The following is a 25,426-nucleotide window of genomic DNA, read 5'->3' on the forward strand; positions in this document are numbered from 1 at the left end:
CCGTACAGCCGTCGCGCCGGACGTCAGCCGACGACCGTCCACGTGTCGTTGCCCGCGAGCAGCGCGGCGAGGTCGCCCTTGCCGTTCTGCTCGACCGCCGCGTCGAGCTGGTCGGCCATCTGCGTGTCGTAGACGGGGCGCCGGACGGCCCGGAACACGCCGATGGGCGTGTGGTGCAGCGTGTCCGGGTCCGCGAGCCGGGACAGGGCGAACGCCGTGGTCGGGCTCGCGCCGTGCGCGTCGTGGACGATGACCTGGCCCTCGTTCTCGGGGGTGACCGTCACGACCTGCAGGTCGCCGGTGGCCGGGTCCCGCACGACACCCTTGCCGCCGTCCGGACCGAAGCGGACCGGCTGCCCGTGCTCCAGCCGGATCACCGCCTCTTCGGCCTTCTCCTTGTCCTTCAGGGCGTCGAAGGCCCCGTCGTTGAAGATGTTGCAGTTCTGGTAGATCTCCACCAACGCCGTGCCGGGGTGGTCGGCCGCCTGCCGCAGGACCTCGGTGAGGTGCTTGCGGTCGGAGTCGACGGTCCGCGCCACGAAGGACGCCTCCGCGCCGATGGCCAGGGACACCGGGTTGAACGGCGCGTCGAGCGAACCCATCGGCGTCGACTTGGTGACCTTGCCGACCTCGGACGTCGGTGAGTACTGCCCCTTGGTCAGCCCGTAGATCCGGTTGTTGAACAGCAGGATCTTGAGGTTGACGTTGCGCCGCAGGGCGTGGATGAGGTGGTTGCCGCCGATGGACAGCGCGTCGCCGTCGCCGGTGACGACCCAGACGGACAGGTCGGTGCGGGAGGAGGCCAGGCCCGTCGCGATCGCGGGCGCGCGGCCGTGGATCGAGTGCATCCCGTAGGTGTTCATGTAGTACGGGAAGCGGGAGGAGCAGCCGATGCCGGAGACGAAGACGATGTTCTCCTTCGCCAGGCCGAGCTCGGGCATGAAGCCCTGCACGGCGGCGAGGATGGCGTAGTCACCGCAACCGGGACACCAGCGCACTTCCTGATCGGACTTGAAGTCCTTCATGGACTGCTTGGCCTCGGCCTTGGGCACCAGCTTCAGCGCCTCAGTCATGGATGGCCTCCTTGAGAGCCGTGGCGAGCTGCTCGGCCTTGAACGGCATGCCGTTCACCTGGTTGTAGCTGTGCGCGTCGACCAGATACTTCGCCCTGATGAGAGTGGCGAGCTGGCCCAGGTTCATCTCCGGCACGACGACCTTGTCGTACCGCTTCAGCACCACTCCGAGGTTCTTCGGGAGGGGGTTGAGGTGGCGCAGGTGGGCCTGGGCGATCGATTCGCCGGCCGACCGAAGCCGCCGCACGGCGGCCGTGATCGGCCCGTACGTGGAGCCCCAGCCCAGCACCAGGGTGCGGGCGGCGGAACCCGGGTCGTCGATCTCCAGGTCGGGGACGTCGATGCCGTCGACCTTGGCCTGACGGGTGCGGACCATGAAGTCGTGGTTGGCCGGGTCGTAGGAGATGTTGCCCGTGCCGTCCTGCTTCTCGATGCCGCCGATCCGGTGCTCCAGCCCGGGTGTACCGGGCAGGGCCCACGGCCGGGCCAGCGTCTCCGGGTCGCGCTTGTACGGCCAGAAGACCTCGGTGCCGTCGTCCAGGGTGTGGTTCGGCCCGGTGGCGAACCGTACGCCCAGGTCGGGCAGCTCCTCCAGGTCCGGGACGCGCCACGGCTCCGAGCCGTTGGCGAGATAGCCGTCGGAGAGCAGGAACACCGGGGTGCGGTAGGTCAGCGCGATCCGCGCCGCCTCCAGCGCCGCGTCGAAGCAGTCCGCCGGGGTCCTCGGCGCCACGATCGGCACCGGGGCCTCGCCGTTGCGCCCGTACATCGCCTGGAGCAGGTCCGCCTGCTCCGTCTTGGTCGGCAGCCCGGTGGACGGGCCTCCGCGCTGGATGTCGACGATCAGCAGCGGCAGCTCCAGCGAGACCGCGAGGCCGATCGTCTCCGACTTCAGCGCCACACCGGGGCCGGACGTGGTGGTGACGGCCAGGGATCCGCCGAAGGCCGCGCCCAGTGCCGCGCCGATGCCCGCGATCTCGTCCTCGGCCTGGAAGGTCCGCACCCCGAAGTTCTTGTGCTTGGACAGCTCGTGCAGGATGTCGGACGCCGGGGTGATCGGGTACGAGCCCAGGTACAGCGGCAGGTCCGCCTGCCGGCCCGCGGCGATCAGACCGTAGGCGAGGGCGAGGTTCCCGGAGATGTTGCGGTAGGTGCCGGCGGGGAACGCCTTGGTGGCCGGGGCGACCTCGTAGGAGACCGCGAAGTCCTCGGTCGTCTCGCCGAAGTTCCACCCCGCCCGGAAGGCCGCCACGTTCGCCTCGGCGATCTCCGGCTTCCTGGCGAACTTCTGCCGCAGGAACTTCTCCGTACCCTCGGTCGGGCGGTGGTACATCCAGCTCAGCAGCCCGAGCGCGAACATGTTCTTGGAGCGCTCGGCCTCCTTGCGGGACAGGCCGAAGTCCTTGAGCGCCTCGATCGTCAACGTCGTCAGCGGCACCGGATGGACCCGGTAGCCGTCCAGCGAGCCGTCCTCCAGGGGGGAGGTCTCGTAGCCGACCTTCGCCATGGCCCGCTTGGCGAACTCGTCGGTGTTGACGATGATCTCGCTGCCGCGCGGCACATCCCCGATGTTCGCCTTCAGCGCGGCGGGATTCATCGCGACCAGCACGTTCGGCGCGTCACCCGGCGTGAGGATGTCGTGGTCGGCGAAGTGCAACTGGAAGGACGAGACACCCGGCAGGGTCCCGGCGGGCGCCCGGATCTCGGCCGGGAAATTCGGCAGGGTGGACAGGTCGTTCCCGAACGACGCCGTCTCCGACGTGAAACGGTCACCCGTCAGCTGCATACCGTCGCCCGAGTCACCCGCGAAGCGGATGATCACCCGGTCCAGACGGCGTACTTCCTTCTCCGTACCCTGCTGGCCGGGGCCGCCACGCTGTTCCCCGACGACGGTCTCATCATCGGCCGTGTGGGTCCCACCGGACCCGTCGGCCCGATCGGCTGGGCTACTGACCTGGCTGGTCACTGAACTGGACCTCCCTCGAGACAAGGGGCCTCCCCGCCGTCGGCGGGGGAACGCTCGGGAGACAGCCGGCCCACCGGCCGTCCCAAGGCCCACCCTACGTCCGTAAGGGGCGCCCTCCCTGGACCGCTCACATGATGGACGCCACTCCGAGACGTCCGTACGCCCTCGATCATCATGCTTTGTCTCCCCCCGCGCCGTTCGGTAACGACGCTCCCGACTCGTCCTTCGAGTCCGGGCCGTGCGGCAGGTTCCCCGGCCGGCGCGGCCGGCTCGGCGGGCGCCGCACGTCAGCCGTTCAGATAGGTCAGTACCGCGAGCACCCGCCGGTGGTCCCCGTCGCTCGGGGCCAGGCCGAGCTTCAGGAAGATGTTGCTCACGTGCTTCTCCACCGCACCCTCGCTCACCTTCAGCTGCCGCGCGATCGCCGAGTTCGTCCGGCCCTCCGCCATCAGCCCCAGAACCTCGCGCTCCCGCGGCGTCAGCGCCGCCAGCACGTCCTGCTTACGGCTGCGGCCGAGCAGCTGGGCCACCACTTCCGGGTCCAGCGCCGTGCCGCCCCTGGCGACCCGCACCACCGCGTCCACGAACTCCCGGACCTCGGCGACCCGGTCCTTGAGCAGGTAGCCCACCCCCCGGCTGCTGCCCGCCAGCAGCTCGGTTGCGTACCGCTCCTCCACGTACTGCGACAGCACCAGCACCCCTATGTCCGGGTACTCCGTACGGAGTCGTACCGCCGCCCGCACCCCCTCGTCGGTGTGGGTCGGCGGCATCCGTACGTCGGCCACCACCACGTCCGGGAGCGCCCCCTCGCCGGCCAGCTCGGCCACCGTCTTGACCAGCGCGTCGCCGTCGCCGACGCCGGCGACGACGTCATGGCCCCGGTCCGTCAGCAGCCGGGTCAGGCCCTCCCGGAGCAGCACCGAATCCTCCGCGATGACCACGCGCACCCTGTCCTCCACCACGACCCGCATCCCCCCTGCTCCGATCCGCACCACGCGATTTCCGCGTCTGTGCCCCAGCATCCCAGCAGCCGTACGCCGGCGGGCCGGCCTGTGGACAACTCGCCGGCCCGCGGCCACCGGGCCGCGCGGGAGAGGGGCGTCGGGAGGTGCGTGGAGGTGATCGGGGAGGGGCGCGGGGATTCCGGAGGGGGCGGCCGGGCCCGGGTGCCGGCGAGACCGGCGGGAGGACGGCGGGGTCAGCCCCGCCAGGGCAGCTCGGCGGTGATCGTCGTCGGGCCGCCGACGGGGGAGTGCACGGCGACGATGCCGTCCACCGCGTCCAGCCGCTCCGTCAGCCCCGCAAGGCCGCCGCCCTTGGTCACGTCCGCGCCGCCACGACCGTCGTCCGTCACCTGGAGCATCAGCCTGTCGTCCACTCGCCATACGTCGACCGTCGCACGGCTGGCTCGTGAGTGCTTCGAGACGTTCTGGAGCAGCTCCGAGACGGTGAAGTAGGCGATGCCCTCGATCGCCGGTATCGGCCGGGCCGGCAGGTCCACCTCCACCGTGACGGGCACCGTGCAGCGGGAGGCGATGGAGGACAGGGCGGCGTCGAGTCCCCGGTCGGTCAGGACGGCGGGGTGGATGCCGCGTGCGAGGTCGCGGAGCTCCTGGAGGGCGAGTTTCACCTCGCCGTGGGCCTCGTCGACCATGGCGGCGGCGGCTTCCGGGTCCTCCGGCAGCTTCTCCTTCGCGAGCCCGAGGCCCATGGCGAGGGCGACGAGACGGGCCTGGGCGCCGTCGTGCAGGTCCCGCTCGATCCGGCGCAGGTCGGCGGCGGCGGTGTCCACGACCACCCCCCGGTCCGACTCCAGCTCGGAGACGCGGGTCGCCAGCCGGGAGGGGCTCAGCAGGCCCGTCACCATCAGCCGGTCCACCGTCGCCAGAGCCCGGATCACCCACGGGGTGACGAGCACGAAGAACAGGCCGAACAGGCTGGTGACGGTCGTCTCCACCGGCGAGTCCAGGAAGAACGAGTGCGTCCCGTCCCCGTACAGCTGGAGGCCGTCCATCCCGGCGTACACCGGGAAGACCCATCGCCACAGCGGGTACGTCAGCAGACCCCAGCCGTAGGTCCAGAACGTCACCGCGACGGTGAAGGCGAAGATCGCCCACGGCATGTGCAGGACCGAGTAGAGGAAATGCCGCCAGGACTCACCGCTCTTGAGGACACCGCCCACCCAGCCCATCAGCCCGCCACCGGACCGGCGGCGCACCGGCGGGAGATCGGCTATCTCCACTCCCAGCAGGCCCCGTGCCCGCGCCCGCTCCAGCATGCCGAAGCCGCGGCACATGACGAGGGCGGCGGCGAGCAGTGGAATGCCCAGGAAGGTCACCACCAGACCGGCGCCGAGCGACACCATGGCTATGGACAAGGCGAAATAGAAGATGCTCAGCGGCAGACCGACCACCAGGTAGCCGAACTCGCGCCACGTGCGGGCCTCGAAGGGCGCCCGCAGCGCCGCGGGGAGGCGGTGGTGCCGGGTCTCCGGTCCATGGGCCAGGGCCATCGGGTCGTCCATCCGTTTCTCGTCGTCGTCGGGACCGCGGGAGCCGCGGGGTGCGTGCGCCGCCCGTGCCGACTGCGTGGTGCCCCGTGCGTGGGGTCGTACCTGGGGCGATGCGTGGGGTCGTCCGTGGAGCCCGTGCGTGGAGTCCGTGCGCAGGGCTGCGCGGCAGTGCGCAGGAGGGCGGTGGGCCGGGATGCGCCCGGTGCGTCAAGCGTGCTGGACCGGGCGGTCCGGCACCATGAGGCTCGCGTCCGTCTTCGACCGGGGGTTATCCCCCCTGCCGGGCGGGGGCGTGCCCGCAACCGGCACCGCTAGCGGGCGGTGGGGCGGGACGCCGCACGGCGGCGCCAGGGCAACTCGGCGGTCACCGTCGTCGGTCCGCCGGCCGGGGACTCCAGGACGAACAGGCCGTCCACCGCCCCCAGTCGCTCCGCCAGGCCGGACATGCCCGTGCCCCCGTCCAGCCGGGCGCCCCCGCGGCCGTCGTCGGTGACCTGGATCAGCATCCGGTCGTCCGCCCGCCAGACATCGACCGCCGCCTTGCGCGCCCGGGAGTGCTTGGACACGTTCTGGAGCAGCTCCGAGACGGTGAAGTAGGCGATGCCCTCGATCGCCTCCGCCGGCCGCTCGGGCAGGTCGACGCTGACGGCGACCGGGACGGTGCAGCGGGAGGCGATGGAGGACAGGGCGGCGTCGAGTCCCCGGTCGGTCAGGACGGCGGGGTGGATGCCGCGTGCGAGGTCGCGGAGCTCCTGGAGGGCGAGTTTCACCTCGCCGTGGGCCTCGTCGACCATGGCGGCGGCGGCTTCCGGGTCCTCCGGCAGCTTCTCCTTCGCGAGCCCGAGGCCCATGGCGAGGGCGACGAGACGGGCCTGGGCGCCGTCGTGCAGGTCCCGCTCGATCCGGCGCAGGTCGGCGGCGGCGGTGTCCACGACCACCCCCCGGTCCGACTCCAGCTCCGCGATCCGCCGCTCCAGCTCGTCGGACGGCGACAGCAGACCCCGCACCATCGCCCGGTCGGCGTTGCCCAACGCCCGGGCGAGGTAGGGCAGCACGGGCCACAGGACGAGCAGCCCCACCAGGGTCACGGTGAACGTCAGCACGCCCCAGGGCAGCCGTATGAACCCGTACAGCACCGCCCGCCACGCCACGGAGTCCTTCAGGACCGTCCACAGCCAGGGGAAGAAGCCGCCGCCGGGCCGGTGCGGCAGCGGACTGGGCTCCTCGACACGTACACCGAGCAGCGCCCTCGCCCTCGCCCGCTCCACCCGGCCCAGCCGGCGCGCTCCGACCAGACCGGCCGCGAGCAGCGGCAGTCCGACGACGGTCACCGACAGCCCCGCACCGACGGCGACCATGAACACCACGTAGACAAAGCCGAGGAGGGCGAACGGAAGGTCGGCCAGAAGGTGGGCCACTTCCTTCCAGACGTGCCGGTCGTATGCGATGCGTGCGGTCATGCCGCCCAGCCTGCCGGGCGGGACCCGCCCACGCCATGGGGTCCGTGGGGGGAGGGGAAGTAGGGATAACCCCACCTGAAGAGCGGCACGGCTGATTACCGGCGCTGAGCCAGGGCCTAGACTCCCGTGCGTACAGATCGCATAAGCATCGCCGCGAGGGCAGGGAGCGAGGGAAACGGACGTGCCGGAACCGACCGTACGGGCCGTACCGGCCGTACTCGCCGTCGACTACTTCCAGAGCTATTCGGTCGTCGGCCTGCTCGCCCTGATCGGCGTGCTGTTCGTCGCGGTCGCCTTCGGGGCCGGGCGGCTGCTGCGGCCCGTCGTGCCGACGCCGGAGAAGCTGCTGACGTACGAGTGCGGCGTCGACCCGGTGGGCGAGGGGTGGGCCCACACGCAGGTCCGTTACTACGTCTACGCTTTTCTGTACGTCATCTTCGCGGTGGACTCGATCTTCCTCTTCCCGTGGGCGACCGTCTTCGCCGCACCCGGTTACGGCGCCACGACGCTGGTCGAGATGTTCATCTTCCTCGGCTTCCTGGCCGTGGGGCTGCTCTACGCGTACAAGAAGGGCGTCCTGACATGGACGTGACCCCTGTCGATCTTCCCGAGCCGAAGAGGCTCGGAGCACTCTCGCGCCTCGCGCCGGAGCCGATGAAGGTGGTCCTGAACTGGGGCCGCCGCTACAGCCTGTGGGTCTTCAACTTCGGGCTCGCCTGCTGCGCGATCGAGTTCATCGCCGCGTCGATGGCGCGGCACGACTTCATCCGGCTCGGCGTGATCCCCTTCGCCCCCGGCCCCCGCCAGGCCGACCTCATGGTCGTCTCGGGGACGGTCACCGACAAGATGGCGCCCGCGGTGAAGCGGCTGTACGAGCAGATGCCCGAGCCCAAGTACGTCATCTCCTTCGGCGCCTGCTCCAACTGCGGCGGCCCCTACTGGGACTCGTACTCCGTCACCAAGGGCGTCGACCAGATCATCCCGGTCGACGTGTACGTACCCGGCTGCCCGCCGCGGCCGGAGGCGCTCCTCCAGGGCATCCTCAAGCTCCAGGAGAAGATCGCCCGCGAGTCGCTCGGCGAGCGGTACGGCCACGCACGCCCCTCCTCCGGCCAGCTGCGCAGCGGCCTGGTGCCCCCGCCGGGAGGTACGGCGTGAACGCCTACGACCGCCTTCCGGACGCCGCCGGCGAGCTCTTCGGCGACGGGGCCACGGCGGAGCGCACGTACGACCTGCTGACCGTCGACGTCCCCGCCGCGTCCTGGATCACCGCGCTGGAGACCGCCCGGGACGAGCTGCGCTGCACGTACTTCGACTGGCTGAGCGCGGTCGACGAACCCGCCACGGGCTTCCGGGTCTGCGCCCATGTGGTCGCCCTGGGAGACGGTGGGGTACGGCGGCTTCTCCTGCGGACGACCGTCCCGCACGACGCCCCGGTCCTGCCGAGCGCCGTGGGCGTCTACGCGGGCGCGGGCTGGCACGAGCGCGAGACGTACGAGATGTTCGGCGTCACGTTCACCGGCCACCCGCACCTGGTGCCGCTGCTGCTGCCGGAGGGCTTCGAGGGCCACCCGCTGCGCAAGGACTTCGTGCTGGCCGCCCGGGTGGCCAAGGCGTGGCCGGGGGCCAAGGAACCCGGGGAGTCCGAGCACGGCGGACCCAAGCGGCGCCAGATGCTGCCGCCGGGCGTCCCCGACCCGAACGACTGGGGCCCGCTGAAGGGCCAGCTCCCGCCCGCCCCGGCCCGCCCCGCCCGCGGCGCGCGGGCGGCCGGCGACCGCCCGGTCCGCCGTACGCGCACGGCGGGCGAGGGGTCGGCGAGCCAGGCCCCGGAGGCCACCGCCGCGGCCCCGGAGGCCACCGCACCCGCGGCGGCCCCGCCGCGCCGCGCGCGCAGCGCCTCGGACGGCTCGGCGAGCCAGTCCGCCGCCCCGGAGGCCCCCCGCCGTACGGGCTCCGCCGGTGCGGGCGCGGGCGGTCCGGCCACCGGACCCGCCGCCGGGACGTCCCCGGCGCCCCCGTCCCGCACACGCAGCGCGGACGCCCCGTGGAACAACCCGCGCCCCGCCTTCGGCGACGCCCCCGCGCCCGCCCGGGAAGCCCCGGCACCGGACGCGCCCGAGGCGACCGCCCCGGCTCCCGCTGCGCCCGCGCCCGAGCCGTCCGCGGCGCCGGAAGCGAAGCCCGCGCCCGCGCCCGGTTCCGGACCCGCGCCCCAGGCGGCACCGGGGCAGGAGCCGAGAACCGGCCCGGACGCGGCACCGGATCCGGAGCCCAAGCCGGAGCAGGGCGCCGAGGCTACGACCGACGACGGCGCCGAGCGGGGAGGAACATCCCCGCGAACGACCCGACGCACGAACACCGAAGGAGACGCGTGAACGACGTACTCGACGTCGCCCTCCGGCTGCTCGTCGTCTTCGCCGTGTTCCTGGTCCTGCCCCTGGTGATCGGACAGACCGAGCACAAGGTCATGGCCCACATGCAGGGCCGCCTCGGACCCATGTACGCCGGGGGGTTCCACGGCTGGGCCCAGCTCGTCGCCGACGGGGTGAAGTTCGCGCAGAAGGAGGACGTGGTCCCGGCCGACGCCGACCGGCGCGTCTTCCAGCTCGCCCCCGCCGTCGCCCTCCTCCCGTACCTCCTCGTCCTGGTCGCCATCCCCGTCGGCCCGAGCGAAGGAGCGGTCGGAGAAGTCGTCGACGCGGGCATCTTCTTCGTGCTCGCCGTCATGGGCGTGGGCGTCCTCGGCTCGCTGATGGCCGGCTGGGCGTCCGCCAACAAGTTCTCCCTCCTCGGCGGCCTGCGCACCGCCGCCCAGCTCCTCGCCTACGAGCTGCCCATGCTGCTCGCGGCCGCGTCCGTCGCCATGGCGGCGGGCACGGTGTCGCTGCCCGGCATCGTCAACGCCTTCGAGTGGTGGTGGCTGCCCTGGCAGATCACCGGAGCGCTCGTCTTCTTCATCGCCGGTCTCGCCGAACTCCAGCGCCCGCCGTTCGACATGCCGGTCGCCGACTCCGAGATCATCTTCGGCGCGTACACCGAGTACACCGGCCTGCGCTTCGCGCTGTTCCTGCTGGCCGAGTACGCCGGCATCGTCGTCCTGTGCGGCCTGACCACCGTCCTCTTCCTCGGCGGCTGGCACGGCCCGTTCGGGGCCGAGGGCCTGGGCTGGGTGTGGACCCTGCTCAAGACCGCCGTGCTCGCCTTCATCGTGATCTGGCTGCGGGTGAGCTACCCGCGGCTGCGCGAGGACCAGCTGCAGAAGCTCGCCTGGACCACGCTGGTCCCCCTCGCCCTCGCCCAGATCGCCCTCACCGGCATCGTCAAGGTGGTGATCCAGTAATGGCTCCGATTCCCGGATCCGGCCTCGCCAAGGGGCTGGCCGTCACCCTCCGCACGATGACCAGGAAGAGCCACACCGCGCAGTACCCCGACGCCCAGCCCGACCTGCCGCCGCGCACCCGCGGCGTCATCGGCCTGTTCGAGGAGAACTGCACGGTCTGCATGCTCTGCGCCCGTGAGTGCCCCGACTGGTGCATCTACATCGACTCCCACAAGGAGACGATCCCCGCCGCCGCTCCCGGCGGCCGTGAGCGGAGCCGCAACGTCCTCGACCGGTTCGCCATCGACTTCGCGCTCTGCATGTACTGCGGTATCTGCATCGAGGTGTGTCCTTTCGACGCGCTGTTCTGGTCGCCGGAGTTCGAGTACGCGGAGACCGACATCCACGAGCTGACCCACGAGCGGGACAAGCTCCGCGAGTGGATGTGGACGGTTCCCGAACCGCCCGCCCTCGACCCCGGCGCCGAGGAGCCCAAGGAGATCGCCGCCGCCCGCAAGACGGCCGAGAAGCTCGCAGCCGCCCAAGCCGCCGAGGCCGACCGGGCCGAGCCGGCCGCCGCCGCGGCGGGCGACGTCACACCCCCCGCCTCCGGCACCGACGGGCACGGGCAGCGGCCCCCGGCCGAGGGAGGGACCGCGTGACGCTCGCCGCCACCCACGGCTTCCTTTCCCCCACCGGCGTCGAGATCGCCTTCCTCCTCGTCGGGATCGTCACCCTCGGCGCCGCCGTCGTCACCGTCACCACGAAGCAGCTGGTGCACGCCGCATTGTGGCTGGTCGTGGCGCTCGGTGGGCTCGCCGTCGAGTACCTCCTCCTCACCGCGGAGTTCATCGCCTGGGTCCAGGTGCTGATCTACGTCGGTTCCGTCGTCGTCCTCCTCCTCTTCGGTCTGATGCTCACCAGGGCACCCATCGGCCGCTCACCCGATGCCGACTCGGGCAACCGCCCCGCCGCCCTGGCCGTGGCCGTCGCCGCCGCTGCCGCCCTGATCTGGGTGGTCGTCGACGCGTTCCGCGCCACCTGGATCGACCTCGACGGGCCCGCGCAGGGCTCCACCAAGGTGTCGGGCTCCATCCTCTTCCGGCACTGGGTGCTGCCCTTCGAGGCGCTCTCCGTCCTCCTCCTGGCCGCGCTCGTCGGCGCGATCGTCCTCTCCCGCAGGGACCGCGAGCGGGAGGGCGGCAACTGATGCACCTCGCCTACCCGGCGGTCCTCGCCGTCCTGCTGTTCTGCACCGGTCTGTACGGAGTGCTCGCCCGCCGCAACGCGATCCTGGTCCTGATGTCCGTCGAGCTGATGCTCAACGCCGTCAACCTCAACCTGGTCGCCTTCGACGTGTGGCTGCGCGACGCCCTGCACGCGGGCCAGGCGCTGACCCTGTTCACCATCGCCATCGCCGCCGCCGAGATCGGCATCGGCCTGGCGATCGTCCTGATGGTTTACCGCAACCGCGGCACCTCGGACATCGACAAGCTCCGTGACAACGCCGAGGCCCCTGGCCCCGACCAGACCCCCGGTCACGACGGGACCGCGGGTCCCGACGCGGGCCCCGACGAGAAGGCGGAGGCCGCCGCGTGACCACCACGACCCTCGCCGTCCTCGTCCCCCTCCTGCCGTTCCTCGGCGCCCTCGCCGGGCTGCTGTCGGGCCGCACCGCCCCCGCGTTCGTGCGCCCGCTGGCCGTGCTCCCGACGCTCGCCGCGCTCGTCCTCGCCGTCCTGGTCGCCGTACGGCAGGGCGGCGGCAAGGCGATCGACGCGGCGACCCAGCTCACCCCGACCGGCTCCGAGCCGATCGACCTCGCCCTGCACCTCGACGGCTTCGCCGTACTGACCGCCGTCCTGGTGGGCGTCGTCGCCTCGTGCGTGCAGCTGTACTCCACGGGCTACCTCCGTGACGACCCGCGCTACCCCTCGTACGCCGCGCTCGTCTCCCTGTTCACCTCCGCGATGCTGCTCGTCGTCTACTCCGGCGACCTGATGGTGCTGCTGGTCGGCTGGGAGATCATGGGCATCTGCTCGTACTTCCTGGTCGGCCACTACTGGGAGACGCCCGAGGCGCGGGCCGCCTCCCTCAAGGCCTTCCTGGTCACCAAGCTCGGCGACGTCCCCTTCCTGATCGGTCTGTTCGCGCTGGCCGCCGACGCCGGCACGTTCCGGATCACCGGCATCCTGGGCGCCGTCGCCACCGGCCGCATCGAGCACCCCACCCTGGTGGCGCTGCTGCTGCTCGCGGGTGTCGCCGGCAAGTCCGCGCAGTTCCCGCTGCACACCTGGCTCCCGGACGCCATGGCCGGCCCGACGCCCGTCTCCGCACTGATCCACGCCGCGACGATGGTCGCCGCCGGTGTGTACTTCGTGGCCCGGCTCCTTCCCGTGTTCGCCGCTTCCGCGGCCGCCATGACCGTGCTCGCCGTGATGGCCGCGGTCACGATGGTCGGCTCCGGACTCGCCGCCCTCGCGCAGGACGACATCAAGCGGGTCCTCGCCTACTCGACCATCGGGCAACTGGGCTACATGTCCGGCGCCCTGGCCGTGGGGGACCGGGGCGCGGCCGTCTTCCACCTCCTGTCGCACGGCGCCTTCAAGGCGCTGCTGTTCCTCGCCGCCGGCGTGATCATCCACGCCGCCGGTACGAACTCGCTGGCCACCATGTCCCGCATGCGGGGGCTCGCCGCCCGGATCCCCGACGCGTACTGGACGATGACGGTCGCCCTGCTCGCGCTGGCCGCGATCCCGCCCTTCGCCGGCTTCTTCTCCAAGGAAGCCGTCCTCGTGGCCGCCGAGCACACCGCCCTGGGCGACCGGACCGTCGCCCCCGCCGAGGCGGGCTGGATCATCCTGGTGTCCGGTCTCGTCACCGCCCTCCTCACCGCCGCGTACGCGACCCGTCTGTGGCTGCTGGCCTTCCGCGGCCGGGGCACCGAGGCCCCCGCGCACGGCAGGCAGCCGCTCGTCATGAACGCCGTGCTGTGGGTGCTCGCCGTCCCCTCCCTCGCCTTCGGCCTGGCCGTGGGCGTGCTCGGGGGCTGGTTCGACGGCCACGCCCTGACCCCGACCTTCACCACCGCCGTGCTGGGCACGGGCATCGCCCTCGTCGGCGGGCTCGTCACCTACGCCACCTGGCGGCACACCACCGCCATGGCCGGCCGGCATCCGGTGGGAGCGGTCGCCGCCCACCCCGACGCCGCCCCCGCCGAGGCCGAGGCGATCGCCACGCACACGCCCGCGTACGGCGACGCCCGCCCGTCGCCCGGCCGCCACCCCTCATCGACCGGCTTCGCCGAGCCCCTGTCGACGGCACCCGACCCCGCCGACCCCGGCCGGCTGCTGCTCGGACCGCTGCACCGCCACGCCGCCGCCGGCTTCCACCTCGACGCCGTCTACTCCGCCCTCTTCGTCCGCCCCGTCAGGGCGGCCGCCTCACTGGTCGGCTTCCTCGACCGCGAGGTCGTCGAGACGTACGTCCGCGGAGCGGGCAGCGGCACCAAGCTGCTGGGCCGGGCCGTCCGGCGCGCCCAGACCGGCAACGTGCAGACCTACCTCAGCGCCCTGCTCGCCGGCTCCGTCGTCCTGGCGATCGCCGCCGTCCTCGTAGCCGCCGGAGCGTGAGCCGTGCTCGATATCAGCGAATCCGTGATGCAGTTCCTTCTCGCGTTCCTCGTCGCCGGCCCGCTCATCGGCGCCGCGGCAGCCCTCCTGCCCGCCCCGCCCGGGCTGAAGGGGAAGTCCCCCGAGCAGGCCGTGCTCCGCCACGGCGTGACCGTCACCGGCGTGATCCTCGCCGCGGCGATCGTCCTCGCCATCGGCTTCGACCACGACCGGCCGGCCAGGATGCAGGCCACGACGGACATCAGCTGGATCCCCGCACTCGACGTGCGGATCCACCTCGGTGTCGACGGCATTTCCCTCCCCCTCCTCGTCCTGACCGCGCTGCTGACCTTCCTGTGCGCGCTGTACAGCTACTTCAAGATGCCCGCGGGCCCCTCCCCGAAGGCATTCGTCGCCCTGCTGCTGGTCCTCGAGTCCGGCACGCTGGCGACCTTCGCCGTCCTCGACCTGCTGCTGTTCTTCCTGGCCTTCGAGATGGTGCTCATCCCGATGTACTTCCTCATCGCCCGCTGGGGCGGTGAGGGCCGCCGGGCCGCGGCCTGGCGGTTCATCCTCTACACGCTGCTCGGCTCGGTCGTCATGCTGCTCGGCCTGCTCCTCGTCGGACTGAAGGCCGGCACCTTCGACATGGTGGCACTCGCCACTGACAACGGCCGCGACATCACCACATCCGTGCAGGTCATCGCCGTTCTCGCGATCGGGATCGGCCTCGCGGTGAAGACCCCGATGTGGCCGCTGCACAGCTGGCTGCCGGACGCCCACACCGCCGCCCCGACGGTCGGCTCCGTCCTCCTCGCCGGCGTCCTGCTCAAGATGGGTACGTACGGATTCGTCCGCATCGTCCTGCCGATCGCACCCGACGGCATGCACGCCCTCGCGCCCTACCTCGCCGCGTTCGCGGCCGCCGGCATCGTCTACGGATCGCTCGCCTGCCTCGCCCTCGCCCGCACCGGCGCCAAGGGCGACCTCAAGCGCCTGATCGCGTACTCCTCCGTGGGCCACATGGGCTTCGTCCTCCTCGGCATCGCGACCATGACGCCCACCGGCGTCAACGGCGCGCTCTTCGCCAACGTCGCCCACGGCCTCATCACCGGCCTGCTGTTCTTCCTGGTCGGCGCCATCAAGGACCGGTACGGGACCGCCGACCTCGACACCCTCGCCGGAGCGACCGGCGCCGCGCTCTACGGACGCGCGCCCCGCCTCGGCGGCCTTCTCGCCTTCGCCGCCGTCGCCTCCCTCGGACTGCCCGGCCTCGCCGGGTTCTGGGGCGAGATGCTCGCGCTGTTCGGCGCGTTCCGGCCGGCCGAGGGACTCAGCCGCCCCGCCTTCCTCACCTTCATGGCCGTCGGCGCGTTCGGCACTCTGCTCACCGCCGCGTACCTCCTGGTCGTCGTGCGCCGCGTCTGCATGGGCGCCGGGCCCGCCGCCGACGGGCCGGCGCTCCCGGACATCCAGAGGTACGAGTTCGCCGCCTGGTCGCCGCTGGCGGTCCTCACCGTCATCGCCGGCCTCTGGCCCGCGGTCCTCCTCGGCCTGACCGACCCGGCCGTGCAGAAGCTCCTCGCAGGAGGCAAGTCGTGACCCTCGCCGCCACGAGCGCCACGGGCGCGGGCAACCTGGTCCAGTCCGTCGACTGGGCCGCCGTCGCGCCGCCGGCCGTCGCCGCCGTGGTCGCCCTGGTCGTGCTCGTCGCCGACCTCTTCGTGCCGCAGGCGCGCAAGCAGCTCCTCGGCTGGGGCGCGATCGCCGGCCTCGTCGCCGCCGTCGTCACGCTCGTACCGCTGCGCAAGGGCGACCGGAGCACCTTCTGCCTGACCACCGGCGCCGACGCGTGCAGCTACACCGCCGACCACTTCACGCTGGTCATCCAGTTCCTGGTGCTCGGCGGAGCCCTCCTCACGGCGCTGCTCTCCCTCCACGACACCAAGGAGAGGCTCCCGGCCGGCGAGTTCTGGTTCCTGCTGCTCTCCTCCGCCGCCGGTGCCGCCCTACTGCCCGCCTCCCGGGACCTGGCGACGCTGGTCGTCGCCCTGGAGGTCGCCTCGCTGCCCGCCTTCGCACTCGTCGGCCTCAAGCGCGGCGACCGCATGTCCGGCGAGGCGGCGCTGAAGTTCTTCCTCTCCTCCGTCACCGCCACGGCCGTGATGCTGCTCGGCGTCAGCTTCGTGTACGCCGCGACCGGCAGCCTCCACCTGACGGAGATCGCCCAGAACCTGGACGACGTCCCGGCCCCCCTGGAGAACCTCGCCAAGGCGGGCGTCGCGCTCACCCTCGTCGGGTTCGCCTTCAAGACGGCCGCCGTACCGTTCCACTTCTGGGTGCCCGACACCTACGTCGGGGCGCCGCTGCCCATCGCCGCGTACCTCTCGGTCGTCGGCAAGGCGGTCGGCTTCACCGGCCTCATCCTGGTGACCGTCATCGCCTTCCCGACGTACGCGGACGTGTGGGGCCCGGCGCTCGCGGTGCTCGCCGCGCTCACCATGACCGTCGGCAACGTCGGCGCGCTCCGGCAGGCCCCCACGCGCGCGTGGAGCGCGGTACGGCTGCTCGCGTGGTCCTCGGTGGGCCAGGCGGGCTACCTGCTGGTGCCGATCGCGGCGGCGGCGTACTCCGGCGACGACCAGATCGGCGCCACCGTCGCGTACGCCCTGATGTACGCGGTCGTGAACCTCGGCGCCTTCGCTGTGGCCGCGCTGGTCGCCCGGACCCACCCGTCGAACCGGATCTCCGACTACCGGGGCCTGTACGCGACCCGGCCCGGCGCCGCGCTCGTCATGGGCTTCTTCCTGCTGTGCCTGGCCGGCCTGCCGCCCGGCATCATCGGCCTCTTCGCCAAGGTCACCGTCTTCTCGGCGGCGGTCGACGCGGGCCTGGGCTGGCTCGCCGTCGTGATGGGCGTCAACGTGGTCATCGCCCTCTACTACTACCTGCAGTGGACGGCCGTACTGTTCCGCGCGCCCGAGGGCGCCCCGGCGGACCGGCCCGCCCCGGCGAAGCAGCCCGTCCCCGCGGCCATCGCCGTGGCCATCGTCGTGACGGCCACCGCCGGCGTGGTCCTGTCGGGCTATCCCCAGCTCGTCCTGCGCTTCGCCGCGGACACCCTCTTCTGACCCCTTCGACCCACGCACCATCGAGGAGCACGGCCGTGCTGAACGGTTTCAAGGACTTCATCCTTCGTGGAAACATCATTTCCATGGCGATCGGCCTTGCCGTCGGCGCGGCCTTCACGGCGGTCGTCACCGCCTTCAGCAACGCCTTCATCACCCCGCTCATCGGCCTCGCCACGGGCACCGTCGGAGACTTCAGCCACTCCTACTTCACGGTCCGCGACGCCAAGTTCCCCTACGGCCTGTTCATCAGCGCCGCTCTGGCGTTCCTGATCACCGCGGCCGTGCTCTACTTCTGCGTCGTCCTCCCGATGATGAAGATCCAGACCCGCTTCAAGCGCGACGAGCCCGCCGACGTCAGGGCGGCGGTGCGCGACTGCCCGCGCTGCTTCTCCGCGATCCCGGCCGTCGCCAGCCGCTGCGCCCACTGCACCAGCGAGGTCGAGCCCGTCCCCGAAGCGCTGGAGAAGGTCGGACTGCCCGCGCAGCGCTGAGTCACCCGAACGGCCCGCCCCCCTGCCCCCGGGGCGCAAGGGAACCCGCCATGCCCGCCTGGCGTTGACCAGTACGGGAGGGTCCACTGAACAGTGGACCAGCACCAGGCAAAGGGTCCCCCTGCCGCACCATTTGGAGGGCGTACCGTGCACCGCCGGCACAACGGGCTGAAGACCGCCGTACTCCTCGGGGGACTGTCCGCACTCATCATCCTGATCGGCAGCTTCTTCGGCCGTACGGGCCTCGTCGTCGCGCTTCTCGTGGCGATCGGCACCAACGCGTACGCGTACTGGAACAGCGACAGGATCGCGCTGCGGGCCATGCGGGCCCGTCCCGTGAGCGAGTTCCAGGCGCCCCGGCTGTACCGGATGGTCCGGGAGCTCTCCACGCAGGCCCGCCAGCCGATGCCCCGCCTCTACATCTCGCCGACCCAGGCGCCCAACGCGTTCGCCACCGGCCGCAACCCGCGCAACGCCGCGGTGTGCTGCACCGAGGGAATCCTCCAGATCCTCGACGAACGCGAGCTGCGCGGCGTCATCGGCCACGAACTGAGCCACGTCTACAACCGGGACATCCTGATCTCTTCGGTCGCCGGAGCCCTCGCGTCCGTGATCATGTTCCTGGTGAACTTCGCCTGGCTGATCCCGGTCGGCCGCTCGGACGACGACGACGGCCCGGGCCTGCTCGGCATGCTGCTGATCATGCTGCTGGGCCCGCTCGCCGCCTCGGTGATCCAACTGGCCATCAGCCGCTCCCGCGAGTACGAGGCCGACGCCTCCGGCGCCCAGCTCACCGGCGATCCGCTCGCCCTGGCCAGCGCCCTGCGCAAGCTGGAGGCCGGCACCAAGCAGCTCCCGCTCCCGCCCGAGCCCAGGATCGAGACCGCGAGCCACATGATGATCGCGAATCCGTTCCGGCCGGGCCAGGGGTTCGCCAGGATGTTCTCGACGCACCCGCCGATGGCGGAACGCATCGCCCGACTCGAACAGATGGCGGGTCGTCGCCAGTGAAAGCACTACTGAACGTCATATGGCTCGTGCTGAGCGGCTTCTGGCTCTTCCTCGGCTACATGGCCGCGGGCCTGCTGCTGTGCGTCACGATCCTCGGCATCCCCTTCGGCCTGGCCGCCTTCCGCATCGGCCTCTACGCACTGTGGCCCTTCGGCCGGACCGTCGTGGACCGCCGTGACGCGGGCGCCGCGTCCTGCGTCGGCAACGTACTGTGGCTGGTCCTCGCCGGCTGGTGGCTGGCGCTCGGCCACGTCGTCACGGGCATCGCCCTGTGCGTCACCGTCATCGGCATCCCGCTCGGCATCGCGAACTTCAAGCTGATTCCCGTCTCCCTGCTGCCGCTGGGCAAGGAGATCGTGCCCAGCGACCGTCCGTTCGCCACCCGGTGACGGAAGGGCGCCCGGGCCGTCCCCCGTCATTGTCAGTGCCGTGGTGCACCATGAACACATGACCGAGCACGAGTATCCGGCGTTCGGCGCCGTGACCGCGGGGCGCGCGCGAATATGAGGCGTACGGTGCGTCAGCTCCGCCGCACCGCGTACATCACCGCGCCCGCCGCCAGGACCCCCGTGCCCGCCAGGACCGACGACAGGGGCAGCGCGAACGCCAGCGCCAGGCAGCCCGCCAGCCCGCCCACGGCGAGGACCCGCCCCGGACCGAGCGTCCACGCCGAGGCGTTGGCGATCGCGTAGTACACCAGCACCCCGAACGACGAGAAGCCGATCGCCCCGCGCACGTCCACCGTCGCCGCCACCACCGCGACGACCAGCCCCACCGCGAGCTCCGCGTGGTGCGGCACCCGGAACCGGGGGTGCACGGCGGCGAGCGTACGGGGCAGGTGGCCGTCGCGCGCCATCGCCAGCGTCGTACGGGACACCCCGAGGACCAGCGCCAGCAGCGCACCCAGCGCGGCCACCGCCGCACCCACCCGCACCACCGGCACCAGCCAGTCCGCACCGGCCGCCCGCGCCGCGTCCGCGAGCGGGGCCACCGAGCCGCCCAATTCCCGCGCCCCCAGCACCGAGAGGACGGACACCGCCACAGCCGCGTACACCACCAGCGCGATGCCCAGCGCCAGCGGCACCGCCCGCGGGATCGTGCGCGCCGGATCCCGCACCTCCTCGCCGAGCGTGGCGATCCGCGCGTACCCGGCGAACGCGAAGAACAACAGCCCCGCCGCCTGGAGCACCCCACCCGCCGACGCGTCCCCGCCGAGCGCCAGGTGCCCGGCATCCGCCGCCCCCGACCCCAGGGAGGAGACCACCACCGCGACGAGCACCGCCAGTACACCCGCCACGATCACCCGCGTGAGCAGGGCCGATTTCTGCACGCCCCCGTAGTTCACGGCGGTCACGGCCACGACCGACGCGACCGCCACCGCGTGCGCCTGCCCCGGCCACACATACGCACCGACCGTCAGCGCCATCGCCGCGCAGGAAGCCGTCTTGCCGACCACGAACCCCCAGCCGGCGAGGTAACCCCAGAAAGGACCCAGCCGTTCACGCCCGTACACGTACGTCCCGCCGGAGGCCGGGTGGCGGGCGGCCAGCCGCGCCGAGGCCATCGCGTTGCAGTACGCCACCGCCCCGGCCAGCGCCAGCGCCGGCAGCAGGCCGCTCCCGGCGGCCCCCGCCGCCGGGCCGAGCGCGACGAAGATCCCGGCACCGACCATCGAGCCCAGTCCGATGACGACGGCGTCGAAGACGCCCAGCGACCGCCGCAGCCCATGTGTCATGCGCCGCACCCTACTGATCCGGGCAACCACCCTCCGCACCCCGGGCGTCCTCCCGGACAACACCGCACGAAAGGCAGGTTCACGGCGTGGACATCCTCAGCTGGATCATCCTGGGACTGCTGGCCGGCGTCATCGCCAAGGTGCTCCTGCCGGGCCGTGACCCCGGCGGGCTGATCGGCACGACGCTCATCGGCGTCGCGGGCGCCTTCGTCGGCGGCTGGATATCGGCACGCTTCCTGGACCGGCCCGTCAGCAACCAGTTCTACGACGGCCCCACCTGGCTCGCCGCAGTCGGAGGATCGCTCGTGCTGCTGATCGCCTACCGCATCCTTTTCGGCCACTCACGCTCACGCTGAGCGCCCGGGACCGGACGCGAGGCCCGTCTCCCGCAGCGTCAGGTTCAGCCGGCCCGTGCGCAGCCCGACCGCCGGATCGGCCGTGCCCGGGAAGACCTTCGGCACCCCGTGGAACGCGAAGCGCGACGGACCCCCGAAGACGAACAGGTCGCCCGACACCAACTCCACGTCCGTATAGGGCCGGTTCCGGGTCACGGTGTTCCCGAACCGGAAGACACAGCGGTCCCCGAGGCTCAGCGACACCACCGGGGCATCGGACCGCTCCTCCTTGTCCTGGTGCATGCCCATCCGGGCCGCCCCGTCGTAGAAGTTGATCAACGCCGCGTCCGGGGCGTAGCTCCCCGGCCCCCCGTCCCCGTACGCCGCCACCAGCGCCGCCCGCCCCAGCTCCGCCAGCCGGTCCGGAAAGGGGGCCACCCGGGCGCCGTTCACGTCACCGGCCGTCCGCGAGTACCGGTAGGGCTGCCAGTGCCACCCCAGGCACACCGTCCGCACCGACATCACACCCCCGCCCGGCACCACCGCGTGCCGCATCGGCACCGGCCCCCGCGCCCACGCGCGGCACGCCTCGACCAGCTCGCGCTGCCGTTCCACCGACAGCCACCCCGGCACGTGCACCGCGCCGGGGGCGACCTCCACCGGCCCGCGAGCCATCGCGAACAGCCCGTCCGTCACCGGACGAGCGCGCCTTCCAGCCCCAGCAGCCGCTCCTTGCGCTCCAGCCCGCCCGCGTACCCCCGCAACGCCCCGTCCGCGCCGATCACCCGGTGGCAGGGCCGCACCACCAGCAGCGGATTGCGCCCGATCGCGGTCCCCACCGCCCGCACTCCGGCCCCCGGCGCACCGACGCGCGCCGCGATCTCCCCGTACGTCACGGTCGTGCCGTACGGGATGTCCTCCAGCGCCCGCCACACCCGCCGCTGGAAGTCCGTGCCGGTGTCGGCGTACACGAGGTCGAAGCGGGTGAGCCCACCCGCGAAGTAGGCCCGCAGCTGGGCGGCGACACCGGTGAACGCCCCGGGGGCGTGCCGCCACCCGTCCCCGACGACCGCGCCGCCCTTCTGCCCCGGCACGGAGAGCGAGGCGAGCGCGGTGCCGCCACCGTCCGCGGACTCCTCGCCGACGAGCAGCATCTCGCCCAGCGGGCCGTCGACGTACGCGTACACGGTCATGATCCGTTCCCTTCCTCGGTCCCCACCAGTCTCCGTCGGACCCCGCCCGGGAGCTGGCGGTTTCCGGACACGGTGATCCCCACGGCGCACGGAGCACAGGGCGGGGGCGGACCGGCCGAGCCGTGTCCGCCCCCGATCCGCCCGGGCACGCCCGCCGCCGTGCGGCGACGCGGTAAGCGGCCGGGTCCTACCGGTAGTTCACGAACTGCAGGGCGAAGTCGAAGTCCTGCCCCTTCAGCAGCGCGATCACGGCCTGGAGGTCGTCGCGGCTCTTCGAGCTGACCCGCAGCTCGTCGCCCTGCACCTGCGCCTTGACACCCTTGGGGCCCTCGTCGCGAATGATCTTCGCCACCTTCTTGGCGTTCTCCTGGGAGATGCCCTCCTCGATCGAGGCGAAGATCTTGTACTCCTTGCCGGACAGCTGCGGCTCACCGGCGTCCAGCGACTTCAGCGAGATGCCGCGCTTGATCAGCTTGGACTCGAACACGTCGAGGATGGCCTTGACCCGCTCCTCGGAGTTCGCCTGCATCAGGATCTTCTCGCCGGACCAGGCGATGGAGGCCCCGACGTTCTTGAAGTCGTAGCGCTGCGAGATCTCCTTCGCCGCCTGGTTGAGGGCGTTGTCGACCTCCTGCCGCTCGACCTTCGAGACGATGTCGAAACTGGAGTCGGCCATGTCCTGTGGCTCCTTGGGTCGCGTGCGTAGAGAGTGCGTAGAGGTACGTCCGGACTCCCCGGACCGCCACCACAAAGCCTAGCCATGCCACCGGCCACGAGTGCTGATCAATCCGGTGGCGAAGCACCCCCGCACATCAGGTATCGTTTACGTCGTTGCCGAGGAGCACCGCCGAAAAGCGGTCGCCCTCCGCGACATCCCATGGCGGTGTGCCCGAGTGGCCAATGGGAGCGGACTGTAAATCCGTCGGCTTAGCCTACCCAGGTTCGAATCCTGGCGCCGCCACGCGATGAGAACGGCCCCTGATCTGCGGAAACGCGATCAGGGGCCGTCTTGTTAAGGTGAACCCGGCCGAGTCGGCGGGGCCGGGATTCCGCCGGCCGTCACGCGCCCGCGACCGCCTTCACCGCGACGGTCACCGGCACCGAGCCACTGATCAGCTCCAGCGTCAGCCCCGCCGTGGCCGGCGTCTCCACCAGCTCCGCCAGTACCGCCGCCACGTCGTCGCGCGGCACCGGACCGCGTCCGGTCGACGCCTCCAGCCGTACCAGGCCCGTCCCGGCGTCGTTGGTCAGCATGCCGGGCTTGAGGATCGTCCAGTCCAGGCCCTGCGCGGCCCGTACGTGGTCGTCCGCCGCCCCCTTCGCCCGCAGGTACGCGTCGAAGATCTCGTCCCCTGCGCGGTCCGCGTCGGCGCCCATCGACGACACGACCAGGTAGCGCCGCACCCCCGCCCGCTCCGCCGCGTCCGCGCAGAGCACCGCCGCGCCCCGGTCCACGGAGGCCTTGCGCTCGGCGCCGCTGCCCGGCCCGGCGCCCGCCGCGAACACCACCGCGTCGGCGCCCGTCAGCACCTCCGCGACCTCCTCCACGGTCGCCGACTCCAGGTCCAGCACGACCGGTTCGGCGCCCGCCTCCCGCAGGGCGTCCGCCTGTTCGGGATCGCGGATGATGCCCGCGACCTCGTGTCCGCCCGCCGACAGCAGCCTCTCCAGCCGCAGGGCGATCTGTCCGTGTCCTCCAGCGATGACAATGCGCATGCTCCCGACCGTACGACGTCGCGGCCCGAAGTGCTCACGGACGGGCGTCCGGCCGCCCCTGGCGCGGCAGTTCGAGCGCCGCCGCCGAGTCGCAGTACTCCCGCACCGCACTCGTCCGCGCCACCACCCGCCCCCGGTGCACCACGATCCTGCTGTACGCCAGCGACAGCACGCCCGACAGCCGCTCCCCGCGCACCGCCAGCAGCTCCGCCGGGAACCCCGCCTCCACCCGCACGGCCGGCAGCCCCATCGCCTCCCGCGCGGCCCCGCTCACCGCCCGGTACGCCTCCGTCGGGCGCAACCCGCCCTGGGAGGCCAGCAGATACGCCGCCTCCAGCGGATCGCCCCGCCCCACCGGGTTGGCCACGTCCCGCAGAGCGCCGCTCCCGGCCGCCACCCGCACCCCCGCGGCCCGCAGCAGCCGCACGGGTGCGACGCCCCGTACCTCCGTACCGCCACAACCCCCCTGGGGCAGGCACACGACCGTCGCACCGGCCGCCGCGAGCTGGTCGGCGGCCCGCCCCGCCACGTCCTCCGGGAGCCGCCCCAGGGCCCCGCACGGGCCGATGGTGACCCCCGGCCGCAGCCCGCCCGCCATCGCCGCCAGCCGCGCGAGCCGCGCCGGGTCGTCGCCGTCGGTGTGCAGGTCCACAGGGCAGCCGTGCTCCGCAGCCACCTCCAGGACCGCCTCCGCGTACCCGGCCGGGTCCGGGTCCAGGTCGGGGCACCCACCGACCACCCCGGCGCCCATCTTCACCGCGTCCCGCAGCATCGCGAGTCCGTCCGCGCCCGCCACGCCGGTCAGCAGCCGCGGTACGGCGACCGTCGTCAGGTCGGCCAGGCCGCGCAGCGAGCGCCGCGCCTGGAGGACCGCCTCCAGGGGGCCGAGCCCCTGGACGTCACCGATGCGCACATGGGCGCGCAGCGCGGTCGCGCCGTGCCCGAGCTGGAGCAGGGCGGCCTCGGTGGCGCGGCGCTGGACGTCCTCGGTGGCGTACGAGACGGGGCCGGGGGAGTCGGCGCTGAGCGCGGTGTCGGCGTGGCCGTGCGGTTCGGCGGCGGCGGGGAGCAGCAGGTAGCCGGCGAGGTCGACCCGGGCGCCGTGGGTGGGCAGGCTGCCCGCGGTGCCCACGGCTTCGATGCGCCCGCCGCCGATCCGGACGTCCACGGTCCGGCCGTCGGTCAGGCGGGCGCCGCACAGCAGCAGCGCGGTGGCGTCGGCGGTGGCGCCTTCGGGCGGCTGCGGCTGCTGGCTGTCGGAGGACATCGGGCTCCTGGCGGGCTCGGGGGCTCGGTGGCTCGGGCGGGGTCCGTGGCGGGGGCTGCCGCTTCCGCGGTGTACGGGTGTACTGGTGCGATCACGCAGCGTGAGGCGAGCCTAGGGGCCGTCCGGTCGGCCATCGAGGAGGAGCGCAATAGTCGTACCGGCGTGGGGCGCGAGTGGCCTACGGGCCGCCGGGGCCGGAGTGCCGGCGCGGGCGCGAAGGTGGGGCCGGAGGTGGGTCCGGAGGTGGGTCCGGAGGGCGGCCGAAAGGGCGATCCGGAGGGCGGCCGGCGGGTGGCCGGAGGTGTGGCCGGGCCGCCCGCGGGTAGCCGCCCGAATCGGATTTGGGCGATCGGCGGCCGACCGTGTAATGTCTTCATCGCTCGCCCCAATAGCTCAGTCGGCAGAGCGTCTCCATGGTAAGGAGAAGGTCTACGGTTCGATTCCGTATTGGGGCTCTGGTGCGGTAGCCCTCACCTTCGGGTGAGGGACTCCGTATCAAAGCGGTGTAGCTCAGTCGGTAGAGCAAGCGGCTCATAATCGCTGTGTCACCGGTTCAAGTCCGGTCACCGCTACACACGGTAGCCGATTGTGGGGTCGGTCCTT

Annotated in this window: 25 protein-coding genes and 3 tRNA genes; 17 read left to right on the forward strand and 11 right to left on the reverse strand. The window is 72.3% G+C overall.

Annotated elements, in window-relative coordinates; genetic code table 11:
* Window positions 1-23: 23 nt before the first annotated feature.
* The 5 genes from AC07DW_RS00385 to AC07DW_RS00405 all read right to left on the reverse strand — a co-directional run bounded on the left by AC07DW_RS00385 (window position 24) and on the right by AC07DW_RS00405 (window position 7,011).
* Window positions 24-1,073 carry a 2-oxoacid:ferredoxin oxidoreductase subunit beta gene (locus tag AC07DW_RS00385; protein WP_478855401.1) on the reverse strand — a complete coding sequence of 350 codons (1,050 nt, stop codon included), beginning with the start codon at window positions 1,071-1,073 and terminating at the stop codon, window positions 24-26.
* The gene (locus AC07DW_RS00390; RefSeq protein WP_478855402.1) at window positions 1,066-3,039 is read right to left on the reverse strand and encodes a 2-oxoacid:acceptor oxidoreductase subunit alpha; all 1,974 of its coding nucleotides are present in this window, start codon (window positions 3,037-3,039) and stop codon (window positions 1,066-1,068) included. The genes AC07DW_RS00385 and AC07DW_RS00390 overlap by 8 nt, the downstream gene beginning before the upstream one ends.
* A 287-nt stretch (window positions 3,040-3,326) precedes the next feature.
* A complete protein-coding gene (locus AC07DW_RS00395; RefSeq protein ID WP_478855703.1) occupies window positions 3,327-3,986 on the reverse strand; it encodes a response regulator transcription factor in 660 nt (219 codons plus the stop codon).
* A 251-nt stretch (window positions 3,987-4,237) separates the two neighbouring features.
* Window positions 4,238-5,551, reverse strand: a complete 1,314-nt coding sequence (locus AC07DW_RS00400) for a sensor histidine kinase (protein ID WP_478855704.1) — start codon at window positions 5,549-5,551, stop codon at window positions 4,238-4,240.
* 311 nt (window positions 5,552-5,862) lie between these two features.
* Complete coding sequence (locus tag AC07DW_RS00405) at window positions 5,863-7,011, reverse strand: sensor histidine kinase (RefSeq protein WP_478855403.1); 1,149 nt, start codon at window positions 7,009-7,011, stop codon at window positions 5,863-5,865.
* Window positions 7,012-7,192: 181 nt separating this feature from the next.
* On the opposite strand from AC07DW_RS00405, the gene AC07DW_RS00410 reads away from it, so the two are divergent.
* The 13 genes from AC07DW_RS00410 to AC07DW_RS00470 all read left to right on the forward strand — a co-directional run bounded on the left by AC07DW_RS00410 (window position 7,193) and on the right by AC07DW_RS00470 (window position 18,966).
* Entirely contained in the window at window positions 7,193-7,603 is a 411-nt protein-coding gene (locus AC07DW_RS00410; protein WP_189550597.1) for an NADH-quinone oxidoreductase subunit A, read from the forward strand.
* Window positions 7,594-8,169 carry an NADH-quinone oxidoreductase subunit B gene (locus AC07DW_RS00415; protein WP_478855404.1) on the forward strand — a complete coding sequence of 192 codons (576 nt, stop codon included), beginning with the start codon at window positions 7,594-7,596 and terminating at the stop codon, window positions 8,167-8,169. Before AC07DW_RS00410 ends, AC07DW_RS00415 begins: the two co-directional genes overlap by 10 nt.
* Window positions 8,166-9,389 carry an NADH-quinone oxidoreductase subunit C gene (locus AC07DW_RS00420; protein WP_478855405.1) on the forward strand — a complete coding sequence of 408 codons (1,224 nt, stop codon included), beginning with the start codon at window positions 8,166-8,168 and terminating at the stop codon, window positions 9,387-9,389. Before AC07DW_RS00415 ends, AC07DW_RS00420 begins: the two co-directional genes overlap by 4 nt.
* A complete protein-coding gene (locus AC07DW_RS00425) occupies window positions 9,386-10,354 on the forward strand; it encodes a complex I subunit 1/NuoH family protein (RefSeq protein ID WP_478855406.1) in 969 nt (322 codons plus the stop codon). The genes AC07DW_RS00420 and AC07DW_RS00425 overlap by 4 nt, the downstream gene beginning before the upstream one ends.
* On the forward strand, window positions 10,354-10,995 hold the full coding sequence (locus AC07DW_RS00430; protein ID WP_478855407.1) for a NuoI/complex I 23 kDa subunit family protein: 642 nt from the start codon (window positions 10,354-10,356) through the stop codon (window positions 10,993-10,995). Before AC07DW_RS00425 ends, AC07DW_RS00430 begins: the two co-directional genes overlap by 1 nt.
* Window positions 10,992-11,543 (forward strand): NADH-quinone oxidoreductase subunit J family protein, encoded by a 552-nt coding sequence (locus tag AC07DW_RS00435; protein WP_478855408.1) that lies wholly within the window; start codon window positions 10,992-10,994, stop codon window positions 11,541-11,543. Before AC07DW_RS00430 ends, AC07DW_RS00435 begins: the two co-directional genes overlap by 4 nt.
* Window positions 11,543-11,932, forward strand: coding sequence for an NADH-quinone oxidoreductase subunit NuoK (nuoK, locus tag AC07DW_RS00440; RefSeq protein ID WP_478855409.1), 390 nt, complete (start codon window positions 11,543-11,545; stop codon window positions 11,930-11,932). Before AC07DW_RS00435 ends, nuoK begins: the two co-directional genes overlap by 1 nt.
* Window positions 11,929-13,965 carry an NADH-quinone oxidoreductase subunit 5 family protein gene (locus tag AC07DW_RS00445; RefSeq protein ID WP_478855410.1) on the forward strand — a complete coding sequence of 679 codons (2,037 nt, stop codon included), beginning with the start codon at window positions 11,929-11,931 and terminating at the stop codon, window positions 13,963-13,965. The genes nuoK and AC07DW_RS00445 overlap by 4 nt, the downstream gene beginning before the upstream one ends.
* A gap of 27 nt (window positions 13,966-13,992) precedes the next feature.
* Window positions 13,993-15,546, forward strand: a complete 1,554-nt coding sequence (locus AC07DW_RS00450; protein ID WP_478855705.1) for an NADH-quinone oxidoreductase subunit M — start codon at window positions 13,993-13,995, stop codon at window positions 15,544-15,546.
* Window positions 15,543-17,075 carry an NADH-quinone oxidoreductase subunit N gene (locus AC07DW_RS00455; protein WP_478855411.1) on the forward strand — a complete coding sequence of 511 codons (1,533 nt, stop codon included), beginning with the start codon at window positions 15,543-15,545 and terminating at the stop codon, window positions 17,073-17,075. The genes AC07DW_RS00450 and AC07DW_RS00455 overlap by 4 nt, the downstream gene beginning before the upstream one ends.
* Before the next feature lie 35 nt (window positions 17,076-17,110).
* Complete coding sequence (gene mscL, locus AC07DW_RS00460; protein ID WP_478855412.1) at window positions 17,111-17,566, forward strand: large conductance mechanosensitive channel protein MscL; 456 nt, start codon at window positions 17,111-17,113, stop codon at window positions 17,564-17,566.
* A gap of 147 nt (window positions 17,567-17,713) precedes the next feature.
* The gene (gene htpX, locus AC07DW_RS00465; protein ID WP_478855413.1) at window positions 17,714-18,577 is read left to right on the forward strand and encodes a zinc metalloprotease HtpX; all 864 of its coding nucleotides are present in this window, start codon (window positions 17,714-17,716) and stop codon (window positions 18,575-18,577) included.
* Complete coding sequence (locus tag AC07DW_RS00470; RefSeq protein ID WP_478855414.1) at window positions 18,574-18,966, forward strand: YccF domain-containing protein; 393 nt, start codon at window positions 18,574-18,576, stop codon at window positions 18,964-18,966. The genes htpX and AC07DW_RS00470 overlap by 4 nt, the downstream gene beginning before the upstream one ends.
* 131 nt (window positions 18,967-19,097) lie before the next feature.
* On the opposite strand, the gene AC07DW_RS00475 is transcribed toward AC07DW_RS00470, so the two are convergent.
* Window positions 19,098-20,312, reverse strand: coding sequence for an APC family permease (locus AC07DW_RS00475; protein WP_478855415.1), 1,215 nt, complete (start codon window positions 20,310-20,312; stop codon window positions 19,098-19,100).
* Between the two features lie 86 nt (window positions 20,313-20,398).
* Between AC07DW_RS00475 and AC07DW_RS00480 the strand changes: the two genes are divergently transcribed.
* Window positions 20,399-20,668 carry a GlsB/YeaQ/YmgE family stress response membrane protein gene (locus AC07DW_RS00480; protein ID WP_478855416.1) on the forward strand — a complete coding sequence of 90 codons (270 nt, stop codon included), beginning with the start codon at window positions 20,399-20,401 and terminating at the stop codon, window positions 20,666-20,668.
* Here AC07DW_RS00480 and AC07DW_RS00485 read toward each other — a convergent pair.
* The 3 genes from AC07DW_RS00485 to AC07DW_RS00495 form a co-directional block, all read right to left on the reverse strand.
* Window positions 20,660-21,322 carry an alpha-ketoglutarate-dependent dioxygenase AlkB family protein gene (locus AC07DW_RS00485; protein WP_478855706.1) on the reverse strand — a complete coding sequence of 221 codons (663 nt, stop codon included), beginning with the start codon at window positions 21,320-21,322 and terminating at the stop codon, window positions 20,660-20,662. The genes AC07DW_RS00480 and AC07DW_RS00485 overlap by 9 nt on opposite strands.
* A 17-nt stretch (window positions 21,323-21,339) precedes the next feature.
* Window positions 21,340-21,840 (reverse strand): methylated-DNA--[protein]-cysteine S-methyltransferase, encoded by a 501-nt coding sequence (locus tag AC07DW_RS00490; protein ID WP_478855417.1) that lies wholly within the window; start codon window positions 21,838-21,840, stop codon window positions 21,340-21,342.
* A 187-nt stretch (window positions 21,841-22,027) separates the two neighbouring features.
* Complete coding sequence (locus AC07DW_RS00495; protein WP_064069978.1) at window positions 22,028-22,516, reverse strand: YajQ family cyclic di-GMP-binding protein; 489 nt, start codon at window positions 22,514-22,516, stop codon at window positions 22,028-22,030.
* Between the two features lie 203 nt (window positions 22,517-22,719).
* Here AC07DW_RS00495 and AC07DW_RS00500 point away from each other — a divergent pair.
* A tRNA-Tyr gene (locus AC07DW_RS00500) sits at window positions 22,720-22,801 on the forward strand.
* A 98-nt stretch (window positions 22,802-22,899) separates the two neighbouring features.
* Here the strand turns inward: AC07DW_RS00500 and AC07DW_RS00505 are convergent.
* Both AC07DW_RS00505 and AC07DW_RS00510 read right to left on the reverse strand, forming a co-directional pair.
* Window positions 22,900-23,556: an SDR family oxidoreductase gene (locus AC07DW_RS00505; protein ID WP_478855418.1), complete on the reverse strand. Its 657-nt coding sequence runs from the start codon at window positions 23,554-23,556 to the stop codon at window positions 22,900-22,902.
* Window positions 23,557-23,590: 34 nt separating this feature from the next.
* Complete coding sequence (locus AC07DW_RS00510) at window positions 23,591-24,823, reverse strand: amidohydrolase family protein (RefSeq protein ID WP_478855419.1); 1,233 nt, start codon at window positions 24,821-24,823, stop codon at window positions 23,591-23,593.
* 382 nt (window positions 24,824-25,205) lie between these two features.
* On the opposite strand from AC07DW_RS00510, the gene AC07DW_RS00515 reads away from it, so the two are divergent.
* A tRNA-Thr gene (locus AC07DW_RS00515) sits at window positions 25,206-25,278 on the forward strand.
* Between the two features lie 44 nt (window positions 25,279-25,322).
* Window positions 25,323-25,395 (forward strand) — tRNA-Met (locus tag AC07DW_RS00520).
* Window positions 25,396-25,426 lie beyond the last annotated feature (31 nt).

The organism is Streptomyces sp. NPDC045701 (genome assembly GCF_056432045.1).